Below are 17,472 nucleotides of genomic sequence, written 5' to 3' on the forward strand. Positions count from 1 at the left end.
CACTGCCGTTAGCTTGCGGCTTGAAGCTTCGCCGCTTGCAGCTGCTTTATTGCGGGTTAGCGCGTGTACTCGACAGCAAGGACTTGAGGTTGGCGGCCTTCGGCTTCACCAGCCAGAAGCGGCGCAGGTAGTCATCCAGGTTTTCCCAGAGATTACGGCCCCATTCGCTATCCGTCTCGGTCACGTATTCGGCGAGCACGCGCTCCAGGTGGCTGCGATAGGCTTCCATCGCTTCGCCGCTGATGCGCTGGATCTCGACCAGTTCGTGGTTGACCCGGTCAACGAAGGTGTTGTCCTGGTCGAGCACGTAGGCGAAACCGCCGGTCATGCCAGAGCCGAAGTTGTAACCCGTTTTGCCCAGAACGCAGACGAAACCGCCGGTCATGTACTCGCAGCAGTGATCGCCCGTGCCTTCCACAACGGTGTGGGCGCCGGAGTTACGCACCGCGAAACGCTCGCCTGCCGTACCCGCTGCAAACAGCTTGCCACCGGTGGCGCCGTACAGGCAGGTGTTGCCGATGATGGCGCTGTCCTGGGTTTTGAACGGGCTGCCTTTCGGCGGCACGATCACCAGTTTGCCAGCGGTCATGCCTTTGCCGACGTAGTCGTTGGCGTCGCCTTCCAGGTACATGTTCAGGCCACCGGCGTTCCACACGCCGAAGCTCTGACCGGCCGTGCCCTTGAAGCGGAAGGTCACCGGGGCGTCTTTCATGCCCTGGTTGCCGTGCAGCTTGGCGATTTCACCGGAAATCCGCGCGCCGATGGAGCGGTCGCAGTTGCAGATGTCGAGCTCGTACTCGCCACCGGCTTTGGACTCGATGGCGGATTTGGCCAGCTCCACCATTTTCTCGGCCAGCAGGCCCTTGTCGAACGGCGGGTTGCGGTCAACGAGGCTGAACTGAGGCTTGTCTGCGGGGATGTGATCGCTGCCCAGCAGAGGCGTCAGGTCGAGATGCTGCTGCTTGGCGGTTTCGCCCGGCAGGATGTCCAGCAGGTCGGTGCGGCCGATCAGCTCTTCCAGCGAGCGCACGCCCAACTTGGCCAGCCACTCGCGGGTTTCTTCCGCCACGTAGGTGAAGAAGTTGATCACCATGTCGACGGTGCCGATGTAGTGATCCTTGCGCAGCTTGTCGTTCTGAGTCGCGACGCCGGTGGCGCAGTTGTTCAGGTGGCAGATACGCAGATATTTGCAGCCCAGCGCGATCATCGGCGCCGTACCGAAGCCGAAGCTTTCAGCGCCCAGAATGGCGGCCTTGATCACGTCCAGACCGGTTTTCAGACCACCGTCGGTCTGCACCCGGACCTTGCCGCGCAGGTCGTTGCCGCGCAGGGTCTGGTGGGTTTCGGCCAGGCCGATTTCCCACGGAGCGCCCGCGTATTTGATCGACGACAGCGGCGATGCACCGGTGCCGCCGTCGTAGCCGGAAATGGTGATCAGGTCGGCGTAAGCCTTGGCCACACCGGCGGCGATGGTGCCAACGCCCGCTTCTGCCACCAGCTTGACCGAGACCAGCGCCGACGGGTTGACCTGCTTGAGGTCAAAAATCAGCTGCGACAAGTCTTCGATCGAGTAAATGTCGTGGTGCGGCGGCGGCGAAATCAGGGTCACGCCGGGGACCGCATAACGCAGTTTGGCGATCAGACCGTTGACCTTGCCGCCTGGCAGTTGACCGCCCTCGCCCGGCTTGGCGCCTTGCGCGACTTTGATCTGCAACACGTCAGCGTTGACCAGGTACTCAGGCGTAACCCCGAAACGCCCCGTCGCGATCTGCTTGATCTTGGAGCTGCGGATGGTGCCGTAGCGCGCAGGGTCTTCGCCGCCTTCGCCGGAGTTGGAGCGTGCGCCCAGACGGTTCATCGCCTCGGCCAGCGCTTCGTGAGCCTCAGGCGACAGTGCGCCCAGCGAGATGCCCGCCGAGTCGAAACGTTTGAGGATCGCTTCCAGCGGCTCGATGTCGTCAATCGACAGCGGTGTGTCGAGTTCCTTGACTTTGAACAGGTCGCGGATCATCGACACCGGACGATTGTCCACCAGCGCGGTGTATTCCTTGAATTTGCTGTAGTCGCCCTGCTGCACGGCGGCTTGCAACGTCGCCACGACATCAGGGTTGTACGCGTGGTATTCGCCGCCGTAGACGAACTTCAGCAGGCCACCTTGCTGGATCGGCTTGCGCGGACTCCAGGCCTCGCCCGCCAACGCTTTTTGCTCGTCTTCGATGTCAACGAAACGTGCGCCTTTGATGCGGCTTGGGACGCCACGGAAACTCAGGTCGCAGACTTCCTCGGACAGGCCGATGGCTTCGAACAGTTGCGCGCCACGATACGAGGCGATGGTCGAGATGCCCATCTTCGACAGGATCTTGAGCAGGCCCTTCGTGATGCCTTTGCGGTAGTTCTTGAAGACTTCGTACAGGTCGCCCAGCACTTCGCCAGTGCGGATCAGGTCGCCCAGCACTTCGTACGCCAGGAATGGATAGACCGCCGACGCACCGAACCCGATCAGCACGGCAAAGTGGTGAGGATCGCGGGCTGTCGCGGTTTCAACCAGGATGTTGCTGTCGCAGCGCAGGCCTTTTTCGGTCAGGCGGTGGTGAACCGCACCGGTGGCCAGCGAGGCGTGGATCGGCAGTTTGCCGGGGGCAATGTGGCGGTCGCTCAGAACGATCTGGGTGCGACCGGCGCGCACAGCTTCTTCCGCCTGATCAGCGACGTTGCGCACAGCGGCTTCAAGGCCGGTGGCTTCGTCGTAGTTCAGGTCGATGATGGCGCGGTCGAAGCCAGGGCGATCCAGCGTCATCAGCGAACGCCACTTGGCCGGGGAAATGACCGGCGAGCTGAGGATCACGCGGGACGCATGCTCAGGCGACTCCTGGAAAATGTTGCGCTCGGCACCGAGGCAGACTTCCAGCGACATGACGATGGCTTCACGCAGCGGGTCGATCGGCGGGTTGGTGACCTGCGCGAACTGCTGACGGAAATAGTCGTACGGCGTGCGCACACGGCGGGACAGCACGGCCATTGGGGTGTCGTCGCCCATGGAGCCCACGGCTTCCTGGCCCTGCTCACCCAGCGGACGCAGCACCTGATCACGCTCTTCGAACGTGACCTGGAACATTTTCATGTACTGCTTGAGCTGATCCGGGTTGTAGAACGCCGAACCATGGTCGTGGTCTTCCAGCGTCGCCTGAATGCGCAGCGCGTTCTTGCGCAGCCATTGCTTGTACGGATGGCGCGACTTCAGACGGCTGTCGATGGCGTCGGTGTCGAGGATCTGGCCGGTTTCGGTGTCCACGGCGAAGATCTGGCCCGGACCGACACGGCCCTTGGCGATGACGTCTTCGGGGGTGTAGTTCCAGACGCCGATTTCCGACGCGAGGGTGATGTAGCCATTCTTGGTAGTGACCCAACGCGCTGGACGCAAACCGTTGCGGTCGAGCAGGCAGACTGCGTGGCGACCTTCGGTCATCACGATACCGGCCGGGCCGTCCCACGGCTCCATGTGCATGGAGTTGAATTCGTAGAAAGCACGCAGATCCGGGTCCATGGTCTCGACGTTCTGCCACGCTGGCGGCACGAGCATGCGCACGCCACGGAACAGGTCGATCCCGCCAGTCACCATCAGCTCCAGCATGTTATCCATGCTCGAAGAGTCGGAGCCGACGCGGTTGACCAACGGCCCCAGCTCATCGAGGTCCATCAGATCGTTGGTGAACTTGGTGCGACGGGCCTGAGCCCAGTTGCGGTTACCGGTGATGGTGTTGATCTCGCCGTTGTGGGCGAGGAAGCGGAATGGCTGAGCCAGTGGCCACTTCGGCAGGGTGTTGGTCGAGAAGCGCTGGTGGAACACGCAGATGGCGGTTTGCAGGCGTTCGTCGTTGAGGTCTGGATAGAATGCCGTGAGGTCACGCGGCATCATCAAGCCTTTATAAATGATGGTCTTGTGCGAGAAGCTGCAGATGTAGTGGTCGGTATCAGCGGCGTTGGACACCGACGAACGGCGACGTGCGGTGAACAGCTTGATCGCGAATTCCTGATCGCTCAGGCCTTCACCGCCGATGAACACCTGCTCGATTTTCGGCAAACGCTCCAGCGCCAGACGCCCGAGGACGCTTGTGTCGATCGGCACCTGACGCCAACCTACGAGGGTCAGACCGGCCGCAAGGATTTCGCGGTTCATGTTCTCGCGAGCGGCTTCGGCCTTGGCGTCGTTCTGGTTGAGGAACACCATGCCCACGCAATACTGGCGCGGCAGCTCGACACCGAAGTGCTCGTGAGCCACGGCACGCAGGAACGTGTCTGGTTTTTGAATCAACAGACCGCAACCGTCACCGGTCTTGCCGTCGGCGTTGATCCCACCACGGTGGGTCATGCAGGTCAGGGCTTCAATCGCCGTCTGCAACAGATGATGACTGGGCTCGCCCTGCATATGGGCAATCAAGCCGAAGCCGCAGTTATCCTTGAATTCTTCTGGTTGGTACAGACCTGCTTTCATAGACACATTCTCACCAGGCTGCCTCTTATCGAGACAAATTTCTTTTCAATTCAGCCATTTACCGTCCACGCCGAACGTACGCCGGCTTTGCGGGAGCAAAAGGGAGGTCATTGTACACACCGACACAAAGCCTCACAAATTTAGCGACGAAATGTCGCAAATTCATGTCGCATTCGTGAAAGGTTTTTATCGATTCTCATGCTAGCCAGAGCTTTGTTGCGAGTCTGACCAAAGAGAGCCCAAAGTTCAATGCATGTCTGAGACGCAGACACCGCAAGGCGCGCTGCTCATTGTCAGCACGCTCATGCGTTGAAATTGGGGAGCCAAGCGAGCGACCCGGATAAGGTCGCTGCGTCTTCAGCGGGCTGCGGCGAGTTCCTGTTGGATACTGCCGACAGTGCGAGGCCAAGGTTTACCAGCCTGAACCTTCGCTGGCAAGTTCTTGATAGCGGCGAGTGCTGCATTGCGGTCGGCAAAACTGCCGTAGGTGACCACGAACAACGGCTTGCCTTGCAGGGTTTTCTTGAAATAACGGTACTCGGCGCCCTGCTCTTTCACGTAGCTCTGGGCCGTAGCTTCGGAGCTGGTGCCGAGGATTTGCACGACGAAATGCGTCGGTGCCTGACCGGCGTACCAGGTGCCGCCTGCAGAAGCTGGCGCGGCAGCGGCAGGCGCTGCTGGCTTCTCGGCTGGCTTGGGCGCTGGCTTGGCCGTCGCAACCTGCGCAGGCGCAGGAGCGGGCTTGGCAGCGGGCGCAGGAGCCGGTGTCGGCTTGGCGGCAGGTGCCGGCGCCGGACGAGGCGTCGGAACCTGGGTTTGCGCCATCTGCGGCGCTGGGCCCGCAGCAGCACCGGCCGGCGGAGCGGTCGTGGTCACAGTCGGCGGTTGCAGCGATTGATTGGCGGCAGGGCCACCGTCTTCGCCATCACCTTCGCCTGACCCCGCGGCTTCGGCCAAAGGACCGCGCATCACTGGCTGCGAGTTACCGACCAACGGTAGCGGCATCGGTTGCGAATTACCGGCGAACTCAATGGCCGGGCCACCGTTGTTCGATTGCTGAGCAGGCGCTTTGCCTTGGCCCAGCGGCAGTTGTGCCTGGGAGTTGGCCGGAGCCGTTGGCGCGGTGTTGCGCCCTGGAATCAACCACGCCGCGAGCACTGCCGCGACCACAACCCCACCCAAAGCCAACACGTGTTTCTTAGGCATCTTGAACCCCATACTTGGACGCTTGACCGCAGAGCGGCTGGCGATCATGGCTTCGATCATCGAATCGCGCGCGACCTGGTTGATCGCGCCCGGCCATCCATTGGACTGTTCGTGAATATCGGTGATCTGCTCGGCACTGAACACTTCAATGCCTTGACCGGCGCCTTCGAGGCGTTGAGCCAGATACTCACGGGTTTCTTCTTCGGTGTACGGTGCCAGCTCGATGACGTGAAAACGCTCTTCTTCCGAACCGCTCTCGGCGCACAGCTGATCCAGACGATCGATGATCGAAGCCTCGCCGAACAGGAAGACGTGCGGACGCCCCTCAGGGGTGCCTGCCGCCAATCCCAACAACGCTTCGAGTGCGGATTCGCCCAGTTGTTCGGCATCGTCTACCAACACGTAGACTTCCTGACCGGTCAGGCCCAACTGCACGACCTGCGACAGGATGGACTGCATTTCCGGCTGAGCAACGTTCAGCGCCTGAGCCACCTGACGCAGCACGCCCGACGCATCACCGGCGCCACGGGCGGAGACCACAACGCTCTGCACGGACTGTTTGTTAGTGCTGGCGACCAGCGCCTGACGCAGCAGCGTCTTGCCGCTGCCATGTGGGCCGGTGACCAACAGCAGCAATTGGCTGTAGCGGGCCAGGTGGTGCAGTTGACCCAGCACGGGCTTGCGCTGGGCCGGGAAGAACTTGAAGCCCGGGACCCGAGTGGCAAAGGGGTCATGACTCAATTGGTAGTGACCGAGAAAGGCCTCATCGGCGTGCAAGCTAGTCATGGATTTCTCATTAACCTCTAAGCTGATCCACCAAGGCGCGGTAGTCCGCGACCAGTGTGGCCTGTAGTACTTCTCTTGGATATTCGTCGGTCACCACTGCTTCGCCCATCCGGCGCAACAGCACCAGGCGCAAACGACCATCGATCACCTTCTTGTCCACCGCCATGTGCTCAAGGAAATGCTCAGGCGTCATGTCTTCAGGGGGCACCACGGGCAAACCGGCGCGCTGAAACAGACGGATACCACGATCCCGCTCCTGTTCGCTGATCCAGCCAAGGCGCGAGGACATCTCCAGCGCCATGACCGTACCGGCTGCCACCGCCTCACCGTGCAACCAGACGCCGTAACCCATTTGGGTTTCGATGGCATGGCCGAAGGTGTGGCCCAGATTCAACGTGGCGCGCACGCCCGACTCTCGCTCATCGGCACCGACCACAGCAGCCTTGGCCGCACAGGAGCGCTCGATGGCGGTGGTCAACGTGGCCTGATCCAGACCACGCAGCTTGTCCATATTCTCTTCGAGCCATGTCAGGAACGGCTCGTCACATATCAGACCGTATTTGATGACCTCGGCAAGCCCGGCAGACAGCTCGCGTTCAGGCAGGGTGTTCAGCGAGAGAGTGTCGATCAGCACGGCGTTCGGCTGATAGAACGCGCCAACCATGTTTTTGCCCAGCGGATGGTTGATGCCGGTCTTGCCACCCACGGACGAATCGACCTGCGACAGCAGCGTGGTCGGCACCTGAATGAAGTCCACGCCCCGCTGATAGCACGCGGCAGCAAAACCAGCCATGTCACCAATCACACCGCCACCGAGTGCAATCACGGTGGTGCGGCGGTCATGACGTGCGGTCAGGAGGGCGTCGAAGATGAGCTGCAGGGTTTCCCAGTTCTTGAAGGCTTCGCCATCGGGCAACACGATAGGCAGCACGTTGTAACCGGCCAGCGTCTTGGTCAGGCGCTCGATGTAGAGCGGCGCGACGGTGCTGTTGGAAACGATCGCGACCTGTTTGCCTGCGATGTACGGCGTGAGCAGTTCAGGTTGATCCAACAAGCCTTCGCCAATGTGAATCGGGTAGCTCCGCTCGCCAAGCTCGACCTTAAGTGTCTGCATGTATCCCCACACTCTTTATAACAATTAGATGCCTGTTCGACGCCAGCGCATCGATACGGACCATGGCGCAAGGCCTTTTGGCGACCCTGCTTTTTATGGTCGCCGAGGATAGCGCATTTCCGCCTGCGCTTTAACGGGGAGGAAGCTCGGCCAACAGGGCGAGGATGTCAAGCACCACCATCCGGGGAGGCCGCTCATCGGTTTCGATAATGACGTCGGCGATTTCCCGATAGAACGGATCGCGGATGGCCAATAGCTCGCGCAACACCCGTGCCGGGTCTGCGGTCCGCAGAAGCGGCCGATTGCGATCACGGGACGTACGGCCGACTTGCTGTTCCACGGAAGCGTGCAGATACACCACCCGCCCACCCGCGTGCAGGGCTCGACGGTTTTCTTCACGCATGACCGCGCCGCCACCGGTCGCAAGCACCACGCCATCAAAGGCGCACAGCTCGGCAATCATGGCTTGTTCACGATCTCGAAAGCCCGCTTCACCTTCCTTGTCGAAGATCCACGGGATATTGGCGCCCGTTCGCAGTTCGATTTCCTTGTCGGAATCCTTGAACGGCAGTCGAAGCTCTTTGGCCAGCAGACGACCGATGGTGCTTTTGCCAGCCCCCATCGGTCCCACAAGTATTAAATTTCGCACAGAATCAACGACTCACAGCAATCGCCTGGTTGTTCATGATACGCGGAGTGAGGAACACCAACAGCTCGGATTTTTTCTCCGAGACAACATCCCGCCGGAAAAGGCGGCCAACATACGGCACATCGCCCAAAAATGGCACCTTATCGACGACTTTATTCTGTGTATTGGAGAACACGCCACCAATCACGATGGTTTCGCCGTCGGCCACCAGCACCTTGGCGTTGACTTCGTTTTTCTTGATCGGCGGTACGCCCAACACGGTGTTCACGTAGTCAGGTTCGTCCTTGGTCACCTTCACTTCCATGATGATGCGGTTGTCCGGAGTGATCTGCGGGGTTACTTCCAGGGACAACGACGCCTCTTTGAACGACACCGACGTCGCACCGCTGGAACTCGCTTCCTGATACGGCACTTCTGTACCTTTCAGAATTTTCGCGGTTTCCTTGTCCGAAGTGACGACCTTGGGTTGCGACACCACCTCACCGTTACCGGTTTTTTCCATGGCGGTCAGTTCAAGGTCGAGAATCGTGTTGTTGGTCAGGAAGCCCAGACCAATCGAAGACGTTGGGTTGGCCACTCCCATGTCCACGTATGGGCCATTGGTGTTACCAGCGCCCGTCACCGTGCCATTACCGCCCGTGGTGTATTTACCGCCGGTGGTGGAACCGCCCCAACGCACACCCAGCGCCTTGTCGTAGTCGACGTTGGCTTCGACGATGCGCGCCTCGATCATCACCTGACGCACAGGAATGTCCAGCTGCGAGACGATACGGCGCAGCTCATCGAGCCGGTCCTGCGTTTGATAGGCGATGATGTTGTTGGTCCGCTCATCGACGGTGATCGAACCGCGCTCGTCGGTCTTCGACTCAGCGCTGGTCACCGACTGGAACAGCTTGGCGATGTCCGCAGCCTTGGCATAGTTCACTTGCAGCAGTTCACGACGCAGCGGTGCGAGCTCGGCAATCTGCTTCAGCGATTCCAGCTCCTGACGTTCACGAGCGGCAATCTCGTCAGCAGGCGCGACCAGCAACACGTTGCCGATCTTGCGCTTGTCCAGGCCTTTGGTCTTGAGCACCAGGTCAAGCGCCTGGTCCCACGGCACGTTTTGCAGACGCAGGGTGATGCCGCCTTGAACGGTGTCACTGGCCACCAGATTGAGATTGGTGAAGTCGGCGATCAATTGCAGCACCGAGCGCACGTCAATGTCCTGGAAGTTCAGCGACAGTTTCTCGCCGGTGTAGACCAGCTTGTCGGCATTGCGGCGAGCGACGTCTTCGTTGGTCAACGGACGCACGCTGATGGTCAGTTTGTTTTCGGTTTGATAGGCCGAGTAATCGAACGCACCGGACGGCTCGATGGAGATGCTCGCCTTGTCGCCGCTCACGCTGGAGTTCACGAACTGGACCGGTGTGGCGAAATCCTTCACGTCGAGGCGTACGCGCAACGGATCAGGCAGTTGAGTCTTGGCGAAATCCACACGAATCTTGCCGCCCTGCTCCTGAATGTCCGGCGCAATGCCTGCATCGCTCAGCTCGATCACAACGTTGCCTTCACCCAGTTCGCCGCGCTGGAAATCGACGTTCTTGATCGAACGCGGACCCGGCGCAAAGGAGCGAGGGGCCGGTTTGGCTTGCGCGGCGCTGGCCGTTGCAGGAGGCACGCTCACGCGCGGCGCGCCTTGGGCGGTACTTGGCTGTGAACCTTGCGCGGCGGCGGCACCCTGCCCGACGACGACGAACAGGTTGTTGCCATCCACGCGGGAGCTATAGGGCGCGAGCGTGGTCAGGTTGATGATCACACGGGTGCGATCCTTGGCTTCGACCACCACGACACTGTGAGCGTTACCCGACCCCAGGTCCCGGCTCTTGATCGCCAGTTGGCTGGTCACGCCGGGCAAGTCCAGCGCGATGCGCGCCGGTTGCTCGGTGGTATAGCCGCGCGGGGCGGCCACAGGGCCGTCGAAGGAAAGTTTCAACTCGACCCGATCCCCCGGCAATGCGGCGACATCGAGCGTCTTGAGGTTGGCCGCCTGGAGAATCGGTGAAAGCATCGCCATCCATAGCGACACGCCGATAATCGAAAGAATCCTAGTCATGTTCACATTCCACCACTGTGCAGATCCGAAGGTGTTTCGCTTGCTTGCCGTCTTCATGAGCGTTCTTTCAGGGATATGCTGCGCGGCCGCTCAAGCCACGCCCCCTCTCCATCAGGCACGATTTCGATCACCTGCACTTCGGAGTCGGTGATCGAGACGATCCGGCCATCGTTGCGGCCCAGATAATCGCCCACTTTGACCCGATGAACCCCGCCCGCGCCACGCAGCAACGCGAACGTACCGGTTTCGTTGCTCAACGTGCCGACCATTTCAAAGCCGTCGATGTTGAAGCCTTCCAGGAACTGCTTGACCCGCGTCGGGTCCGGCTGGACCAGATGCGTGCCTTTCTGCCGGGCGATCAGATCGACCTTGATCGGCGGCTGGAACGGGCTGCGCAAACTGGCAGCCGCGTAGGTGAACGCTTCATAAGGCCGAAACTTCGGCATCGGCTCGATATTGCCTACCGGCCGGGCGCGGACCTCGGCCATGAACTGCTTCAAGTCGTCGAAATCACTGGAACTGTCGCAACCTGCCAACCCCATCAGCGCAGCGCCGAGGCACAACCAATGCACGGCCCTCATTTCGCGGGCCCCTTGTTGTCGATGTTCTGAAGTCCCTTGTCGTTATAGCGATAGGTCTTGGCGAGAATGCTCATGCGCAGTTTTCCAGGAGACTTGGGGTCCACCGGTTTGATTTCGAAATCATGCAGCGTCACGATCCGCGGCAGGCTGGCCACGCCGCTGACGAAGGTGGCGAGATCGTGATAAGCGCCAGTGACTGTGATCTGTATCGGCAGCTCGATGTAGAACTGCTGGGCCGCTTCAGGCAGAAGCTTGATCTCTTCGAACTCCAGACCGCTGCCCAGGCCGGTGCGGGTGATGTCTTCCAGCAGGCCCGGCACCTCGGTGTCGCTGGGCAGTTGCCGCAGCAGCGCGCCGAAAGTGTTCTCCATGTCGACCATCTGCGACTTGTAAGCCGGCAGGTTGGCCGCTTGATAAGCCTTGTTGGAGAACTGCTCTCTCAACGCGGTCTCGTCATTGCGTGCCTGGTCCAGCTGGGTCTGCATGTCCTGAATGTAGAAGAAGTAGCCACCGGCCAGCACCAGCACGAGCAACAGGGCGCCCGCGATGGTCTTGACCGCTGCGGGCCAGGAACCGAGGTTATTGATGTCCAGATCGTTGATGTCGATCTTGCGCAGGCTGTCCAGCCATTCATTCATGTTCATGGCTTGACCCCCTTCGCCGGAGTGGTGGGCTCAGCAGGAGGTTGCGTCTGACGCACCGTCAATTGGAAGGCATTGGACTGATCAGCCGATCCCGCCGCGCTGTTCGCCTTCACTTCGGTCAGGCTCGGCGACTCCAGCCAGTCGGACGCTTCAAGGTTACGCAACAGGTCCGAGACACGGTTGTTGGATTCAGCCGCGCCGGAAATACTGATCAGCTTGTCCGTCATTTTCACTTCGTTGAAATACACCCCGTCCGGCAACGTACGCGCCAGTTGATCGAAGACGCGGCCAATGATCGGCCGGTTGCCCTGCAAGTCCTGAATGATCTTCATCCGCTCCAGCAGCTGCTTGCGACGGGCCTTCAGCTCGCTGATCTCTTTGATTTTTGCATCGAGCTGGACGATTTCGGTCTTGATGAACTGGTTGCGCGCGTTTTGATGACTGATCGCACTGCTCAAATATTGATCAGCCAGGAAAATGGCGCCGACACCGGCTACCAATACACCGGCCAAGGAAAGCAGAAAGCGTTTCTTGCGCTCTTCGCGCAGCTGTTCCCGCCAGGGGAGTAAGTTGATCCGTGCCATTAATCGAAGCTCCTCAACGCCAGACCGCACGCGATCATCAAGGCCGGGGCGTCACTCGCCAGCGCGCCCGCGTTCACCTTGGCGCTGAGCGCCATGTCGGCAAAAGGGTTGGCGACCATGGTCGGGGTGCCCAGGCGTTCCTGGATCAGACGGTCCAGTCCGGCAATGGATGCCGTCCCGCCTGCCAGCATGATGTAGTCGACACGGTTGTACTGACCGGCGGCGAAGAAGAACTGCAACGAGCGGGAAACCTGCTGAACCACGGCGTCCTTGAACGGCTGCAGCACTTCTAGCGTGTAGTCGTCCGGCAAGCCGCCCTGCTTCTTCGCAAGCCCGGCTTCGCCGAGGGACAGGCCGTAACGGCGCTGAATTTCTTCAGTGAGCTGACGCCCGCCAAACAGTTGCTCGCGGGTATAAATGATGCGGCCGTTGTGCAGCACGCTGAGTGTGGTCATGGTGGCGCCGATGTCGATGACTGCGACGGTCAGTTGTTCGTGATCCTGACCCAACTGAGCGGACAACAGGCCGAAGGAGCGCTCCAACGCGTAGGCTTCAACATCGACCACGCGCGCGGTCAGGTTGGCCAGCGCCAACGCAGCTTCGCGGACTTCGACGTTTTCCTTGCGGCAGGCAGCGAGCAGCACATCGACACGCTCGGGATTGCGTGCCGAATAGCCTTGCACCTCGAAATCGATAGCAACTTCTTCAAGCGGATAGGGAATGTATTGGTCGGCTTCGATCTTGAGCTGGTTTTCCATCTCGTCGTCGGAAAGACCGGCATCCATCTCGATGGTCTTGGTAATGACCGCCGAACCCGCCACTGCAACCGCCGCGATTTTGACGTTTGTCTTGGCTTTTACCAACACCCGCGTCAACGCATTGCCGACCCCTTCCAGTTCGGCAATGTTTTTTTCCACCACCGCGTTGGCGGGCAGTGGCTCGACCGCGTAAGACTCGACCTTGTAGCGGGTGCCGGAACGACTCAGTTCAAGGAGTTTCACCGAGGTGGAGCTAATATCGATCCCTAGAAGGGTATTGGCCTTCTTACTGAAGAGTTCGAACACAACCGATTCCCTATGCGTTTCCGTCACTTACGGATATTTTTTTGTCCAACACCACTGTCGGCAGCCTTGACAGTAGCGCAAATAACGCTCGGCGACGAAAAATGCTTATAATGCCCAGCGTTTTTTTCGTGTAGCAAAGCTTCAAGGCGTGTTCATTTGTGAATGCCTGCGCTTAACCCATTCTTTTTTCTGGAAATCCAAAAGCCTTGATACGCCTGCTGAAGTTTTTCTGGTGGTCCATCGTCGCTGTCGTCTGCGGGCTGCTGCTCGGCTTGAGCGGTGCCTTCCTTTACCTGTCTCCGAATCTTCCTTCGGTCGACGCCCTGCGCAACATTCAGCTGCAAATCCCGCTGCGCGTCTTCAGCAGCGACGGCAAGCTGATTGCAGAGTTTGGCGAAATGCGCCGCTCCCCGATCCGTTTCGCCGACATTCCACCCAATTTCATTCACGCCCTGCTGTCCGCCGAAGACGACAACTTCGCCAACCACTACGGCGTTGACCCCAGCAGCCTGATGCGCGCCGCCAGCCAACTGGTCAAGAGCGGTCACATTCAGTCCGGCGGCTCGACCATCACCATGCAGGTTGCGAAGAACTACTTCCTGACAAGCGAGCGCAGTTTTTCGCGCAAAACCACCGAGATTCTCTTGGCCTTGCAAATCGAGCGCCAACTTACGAAGGACGAGATTCTCGAGCTTTACGTCAACAAGATCTACCTGGGCAACAGGGCTTACGGTATCGAGGCCGCAGCACAGGTTTATTACGGCAAATCCATTCGTGACCTGAGCGTCGCGCAGATGGCAATGATCGCCGGTCTGCCCAAGGCACCGTCACGATTCAACCCACTGGCCAACCCGGTGCGCGCCAAAGAGCGTCGCGACTGGATTCTGGGCCGCATGTTCAAGCTCGGCAAAATCGATCAGAACACCTATCAGGTCGCCCTGGCCGAGCCGATCAACGCCAGCTATCACGTTCAGAGCCCTGAAGTGAACGCGCCGTACATCGCCGAAATGGCCCGCGCCGAGATGGTCGGCCGTTACGGCAGCGAAGCCTACACAGAAGGCTTCCGCGTCACCACTACTGTTCCGAGCAATCTTCAGGAAGACGCCAATAAAGCCGTGCAGGATGGCCTGATCGAATACGACCAGCGTCATGGCTACCGTGGTCCGGAAAGCCGTTTTCCCGGCCTGACCCGCGACGGCTGGGTACAGGAGCTGACCAAGCAGCGCCCGATCAGTGGCCTCGAACCGGCCATCGTCAGCCAGGTCGACAAGACCGGCATTCACGTCCTGACCCGCAACGGCGAGAAAGAAGAAACCGTCGCCTGGGACAGCATGAAATGGGCGAAGGCGTTCCTGAACACCAACAGCGTCGGCGCGAACCCGAAACAGCCCTCGGACGTCGCCCACGTCGGCGATCTGGTGCGTGTGCAACGGCAACCCGACAATTCGCTCAAATTCAGCCAGATCCCGCAGGCGCAAAGCGCGCTGGTGTCGCTGGACCCGCATAACGGCGCAATCCGTGCTCTGGTGGGTGGTTTCGCGTTTGAGCAGAGCAATTACAACCGTGCGATGCAGGCCAAGCGTCAGCCAGGTTCGAGCTTCAAGCCGTTCCTGTATTCCGCCGCGCTGGACAACGGCTACACCGCCGCCAGCCTGGTCAACGACGCGCCGATCGTGTTCGTCGATGAAGCGGTGGACAAGGTCTGGCGCCCGAAGAACGACACCGGCACCTTCCTCGGCCCGATTCGGTTGCGTGAGGCGTTGTACAAGTCGCGTAACCTTGTGTCGATCCGACTGCTGCAAAGCCTGGGCGTGAACACCGCGATCAACTACATCACCCGCTTCGGCTTCAACAAGCAGGACCTGCCGCCGAACCTGTCGCTGGCCCTCGGCACGGCAACCTTGACCCCGATGGAAATCGTCAGCGGCTGGAGCACGTTCGCCAACGGCGGTTACAAGGTCAGCCCGTACCTGATCGACAAGATCGAAGACCGCGAAGGCAAGACGCTGTTCGTCGCCAACCCGCCGACGGTCCCGGCCAACGACCCGAACCCGAAAGCCGTCAACGAGGCCATGGTCAGCAATGCCACGACCTACGCGGCACCTGAAACGCCAGCACTGACCGCGAACACCGTACCCAATGCACTCGACACCAGTGGCGCACCACCGACCCCGGCAGTGGCCCCGCGCATTGTCGATGGCCGGACGACCTACATCCTCAATAGCATGCTGCAGGACGTGATCAAACGCGGCACCGGGCGTCGCGCGCTGTCGATGAACCGTCCGGACATCGCAGGCAAGACCGGTACGACCAACGACTCGAAAGACGCCTGGTTCTCCGGTTACAACGGCGATTACGTGACTACGGTGTGGACCGGCTTCGACCAGCCCGAAAGCCTCGGTCGTCACGAGTTCGGCGGCACCGTCGCGCTGCCGATCTGGATGAGCTACATGAGTGCAGCGCTCAAGGACAAGCCGCCGCACGTTCAGGCAGAGCCCGATGGCATCCTCAGCCTGCGTATCGACCCCATCAGCGGCCGCTCCGCCACGCCAAGCACGGCAGGCGCGTTCTTCGAACTGTTCAAAAGCGAAGACACCCCACCGAGCGTGAACGAATTGAACGGCGGCCCCGCACCTGGCAGCCCGTTGCCAGCGGACGAATCGGCGCCGATCGACCTGTTTTGAGGAGGCGGCTCAAGGATTACGTCGACCTGTAGGAGTGAGCTTGCTCGCGATGGCGGCATAACAGTCAGCATCATTGTCGGCAGACACGTCGCTATCGCGAGCAAGCTCACTCCTACAGTTGTCGCTCGACCCAAGACACAAAAAAGCCCTGCGTCGCTGCAGGGCTTTTTGTTTGCCGTTGTGTGATCAGCCGTTGAAGACTTGATCCACGTTGGTCAGTGGGTAGTGCTTCGGATACGGCTGAGTCGCGACGCCGCTTTCGATAGCAGCCTTGGCAACGGCGTCGGACACAACGGTCAGCAGACGCACGTCCAGTGGTTTCGGGATGATGTACTCACGGCCGAACTCCAGCTTGATGCCGCCATAGGCGTCGCAGACTTCCTGCGGCACTGGCAGCTTGGCCAGTTCACGCAGAGCATTGGCCGCGGCGATTTTCATCTCTTCGTTGATGCGCCTGGCGCGAACGTCCAGAGCACCACGGAAGATGAACGGGAAGCCCAGGACGTTGTTGACCTGGTTCGGGTAGTCCGAACGACCGGTTGCCATGATCACGTCGCTGCGCGTGGCGTGAGCCAGTTCCGGCGAGATTTCCGGATCAGGGTTCGAGCACGCGAACACGATCGGATTGGCAGCCATGGACTTCAAGCCTTCCGGGCTCAGCAGGTTCGGACCCGACAGGCCGACGAACACGTCGGCACCGTTCAGTGCGTCAGCCAAGGTGCGCTTGTCAGTCGCGTGAGCGAATTGCGCCTTGTACTGGTTCAGATCGGAACGCTCGGAGTGAACCACCCCGTTACGGTCAATCATGAAGATGTTTTCGATCTTCGCGCCCATGCTCACCAGCAGCTTCATGCAAGAGATGGCCGCTGCGCCAGCGCCCAGGCAGACGATCTTCGCTTCTTCCAGCGTTTTGCCAGCGATTTCCAGGGCATTGATCATGCCCGCTGCGGTTACGATGGCTGTGCCGTGCTGGTCATCGTGGAACACCGGAATGTCGCACTGTTCGATCAGCGCTTTTTCGATCTCGAAGCACTCGGGTGCCTTGATGTCTTCAAGGTTGATACCACCGAACGTGATGGAGATGCGCTTGACGGTGTCGATGAACGCTTGCGGGCTTTCCGAATCGACTTCGATGTCGAACACATCGATGCCAGCGAAACGCTTGAACAGAACGCCTTTGCCTTCCATGACCGGCTTGGACGCCAGCGGGCCAAGATTGCCCAGACCGAGGATCGCGGTGCCATCAGAGATGACCGCAACCAGGTTGCCCTTGCCGGTGTACTTGTACGCCAGCTCAGGGTCGCGACCGATCTCACGCACTGGCTCAGCCACACCCGGGCTGTAGGCCAGAGAGAGGTCACGCGCAGTGGCGGTGGCTTTGGTGAGTTCTACGCTCAATTTCCCAGGGCGAGGGTTGGCGTGATAGTCGAGCGCGGCAGTTTTCAAATCTGACATGGGGGCATTCCGCTTTTTTGCTGTTGGACAGACGGACGAACGAGCATACGCAAGTCAGAAAGTCCTAACAAGACTGCCGGGTCAGGTGTGTCAAGAGGCCGCATCTACGACTTTCAGC

The 17,472-nt window shown here is 60.1% G+C and carries 11 protein-coding genes; 1 reads left to right on the forward strand and 10 read right to left on the reverse strand.

The window, feature by feature from the left end:
- Window positions 1-46 precede the first annotated feature (46 nt).
- From gltB to AAEO81_RS28605, 9 genes are all read right to left on the reverse strand, one after another.
- Window positions 47-4,492 (reverse strand): glutamate synthase large subunit, encoded by a 4,446-nt coding sequence (gene gltB, locus AAEO81_RS28565; RefSeq protein WP_166596124.1) that lies wholly within the window; start codon window positions 4,490-4,492, stop codon window positions 47-49.
- Between the two features lie 357 nt (window positions 4,493-4,849).
- Window positions 4,850-6,484, reverse strand: coding sequence for an AAA family ATPase (locus tag AAEO81_RS28570; RefSeq protein ID WP_341960473.1), 1,635 nt, complete (start codon window positions 6,482-6,484; stop codon window positions 4,850-4,852).
- A 10-nt stretch (window positions 6,485-6,494) separates the two neighbouring features.
- Window positions 6,495-7,598: a 3-dehydroquinate synthase gene (gene aroB / locus AAEO81_RS28575; protein WP_166596126.1), complete on the reverse strand. Its 1,104-nt coding sequence runs from the start codon at window positions 7,596-7,598 to the stop codon at window positions 6,495-6,497.
- 130 nt (window positions 7,599-7,728) lie between these two features.
- On the reverse strand, window positions 7,729-8,247 hold the full coding sequence (gene aroK, locus AAEO81_RS28580) for a shikimate kinase AroK (protein ID WP_110950932.1): 519 nt from the start codon (window positions 8,245-8,247) through the stop codon (window positions 7,729-7,731).
- 4 nt (window positions 8,248-8,251) lie between these two features.
- Window positions 8,252-10,342, reverse strand: a complete 2,091-nt coding sequence (pilQ, locus tag AAEO81_RS28585; RefSeq protein ID WP_166596127.1) for a type IV pilus secretin PilQ — start codon at window positions 10,340-10,342, stop codon at window positions 8,252-8,254.
- 53 nt (window positions 10,343-10,395) lie between these two features.
- On the reverse strand, window positions 10,396-10,923 hold the full coding sequence (gene pilP / locus AAEO81_RS28590; RefSeq protein ID WP_166596128.1) for a type 4a pilus biogenesis lipoprotein PilP: 528 nt from the start codon (window positions 10,921-10,923) through the stop codon (window positions 10,396-10,398).
- Window positions 10,920-11,567, reverse strand: coding sequence for a type 4a pilus biogenesis protein PilO (pilO, locus tag AAEO81_RS28595; RefSeq protein ID WP_166596129.1), 648 nt, complete (start codon window positions 11,565-11,567; stop codon window positions 10,920-10,922). Before pilO ends, pilP begins: the two co-directional genes overlap by 4 nt.
- Window positions 11,564-12,151, reverse strand: coding sequence for a PilN domain-containing protein (locus AAEO81_RS28600; protein WP_166596130.1), 588 nt, complete (start codon window positions 12,149-12,151; stop codon window positions 11,564-11,566). The genes pilO and AAEO81_RS28600 overlap by 4 nt, the downstream gene beginning before the upstream one ends.
- Window positions 12,151-13,215, reverse strand: coding sequence for a pilus assembly protein PilM (locus AAEO81_RS28605; RefSeq protein WP_166596131.1), 1,065 nt, complete (start codon window positions 13,213-13,215; stop codon window positions 12,151-12,153). Before AAEO81_RS28605 ends, AAEO81_RS28600 begins: the two co-directional genes overlap by 1 nt.
- Window positions 13,216-13,421: 206 nt before the next feature.
- Here AAEO81_RS28605 and AAEO81_RS28610 point away from each other — a divergent pair, with 206 nt between their 5' ends.
- Window positions 13,422-15,899, forward strand: coding sequence for a penicillin-binding protein 1A (locus tag AAEO81_RS28610; RefSeq protein WP_341960479.1), 2,478 nt, complete (start codon window positions 13,422-13,424; stop codon window positions 15,897-15,899).
- Window positions 15,900-16,085: 186 nt separating this feature from the next.
- On the opposite strand, the gene AAEO81_RS28615 is transcribed toward AAEO81_RS28610, so the two are convergent.
- Window positions 16,086-17,354 carry a malic enzyme-like NAD(P)-binding protein gene (locus AAEO81_RS28615; RefSeq protein ID WP_341960480.1) on the reverse strand — a complete coding sequence of 423 codons (1,269 nt, stop codon included), beginning with the start codon at window positions 17,352-17,354 and terminating at the stop codon, window positions 16,086-16,088.
- Window positions 17,355-17,472 lie beyond the last annotated feature (118 nt).

The organism is Pseudomonas sp. RC10 (assembly GCF_038397775.1).
In the GTDB taxonomy this organism is placed as follows: Bacteria; Pseudomonadota; Gammaproteobacteria; order Pseudomonadales; family Pseudomonadaceae; genus Aquipseudomonas; species Aquipseudomonas bambusae.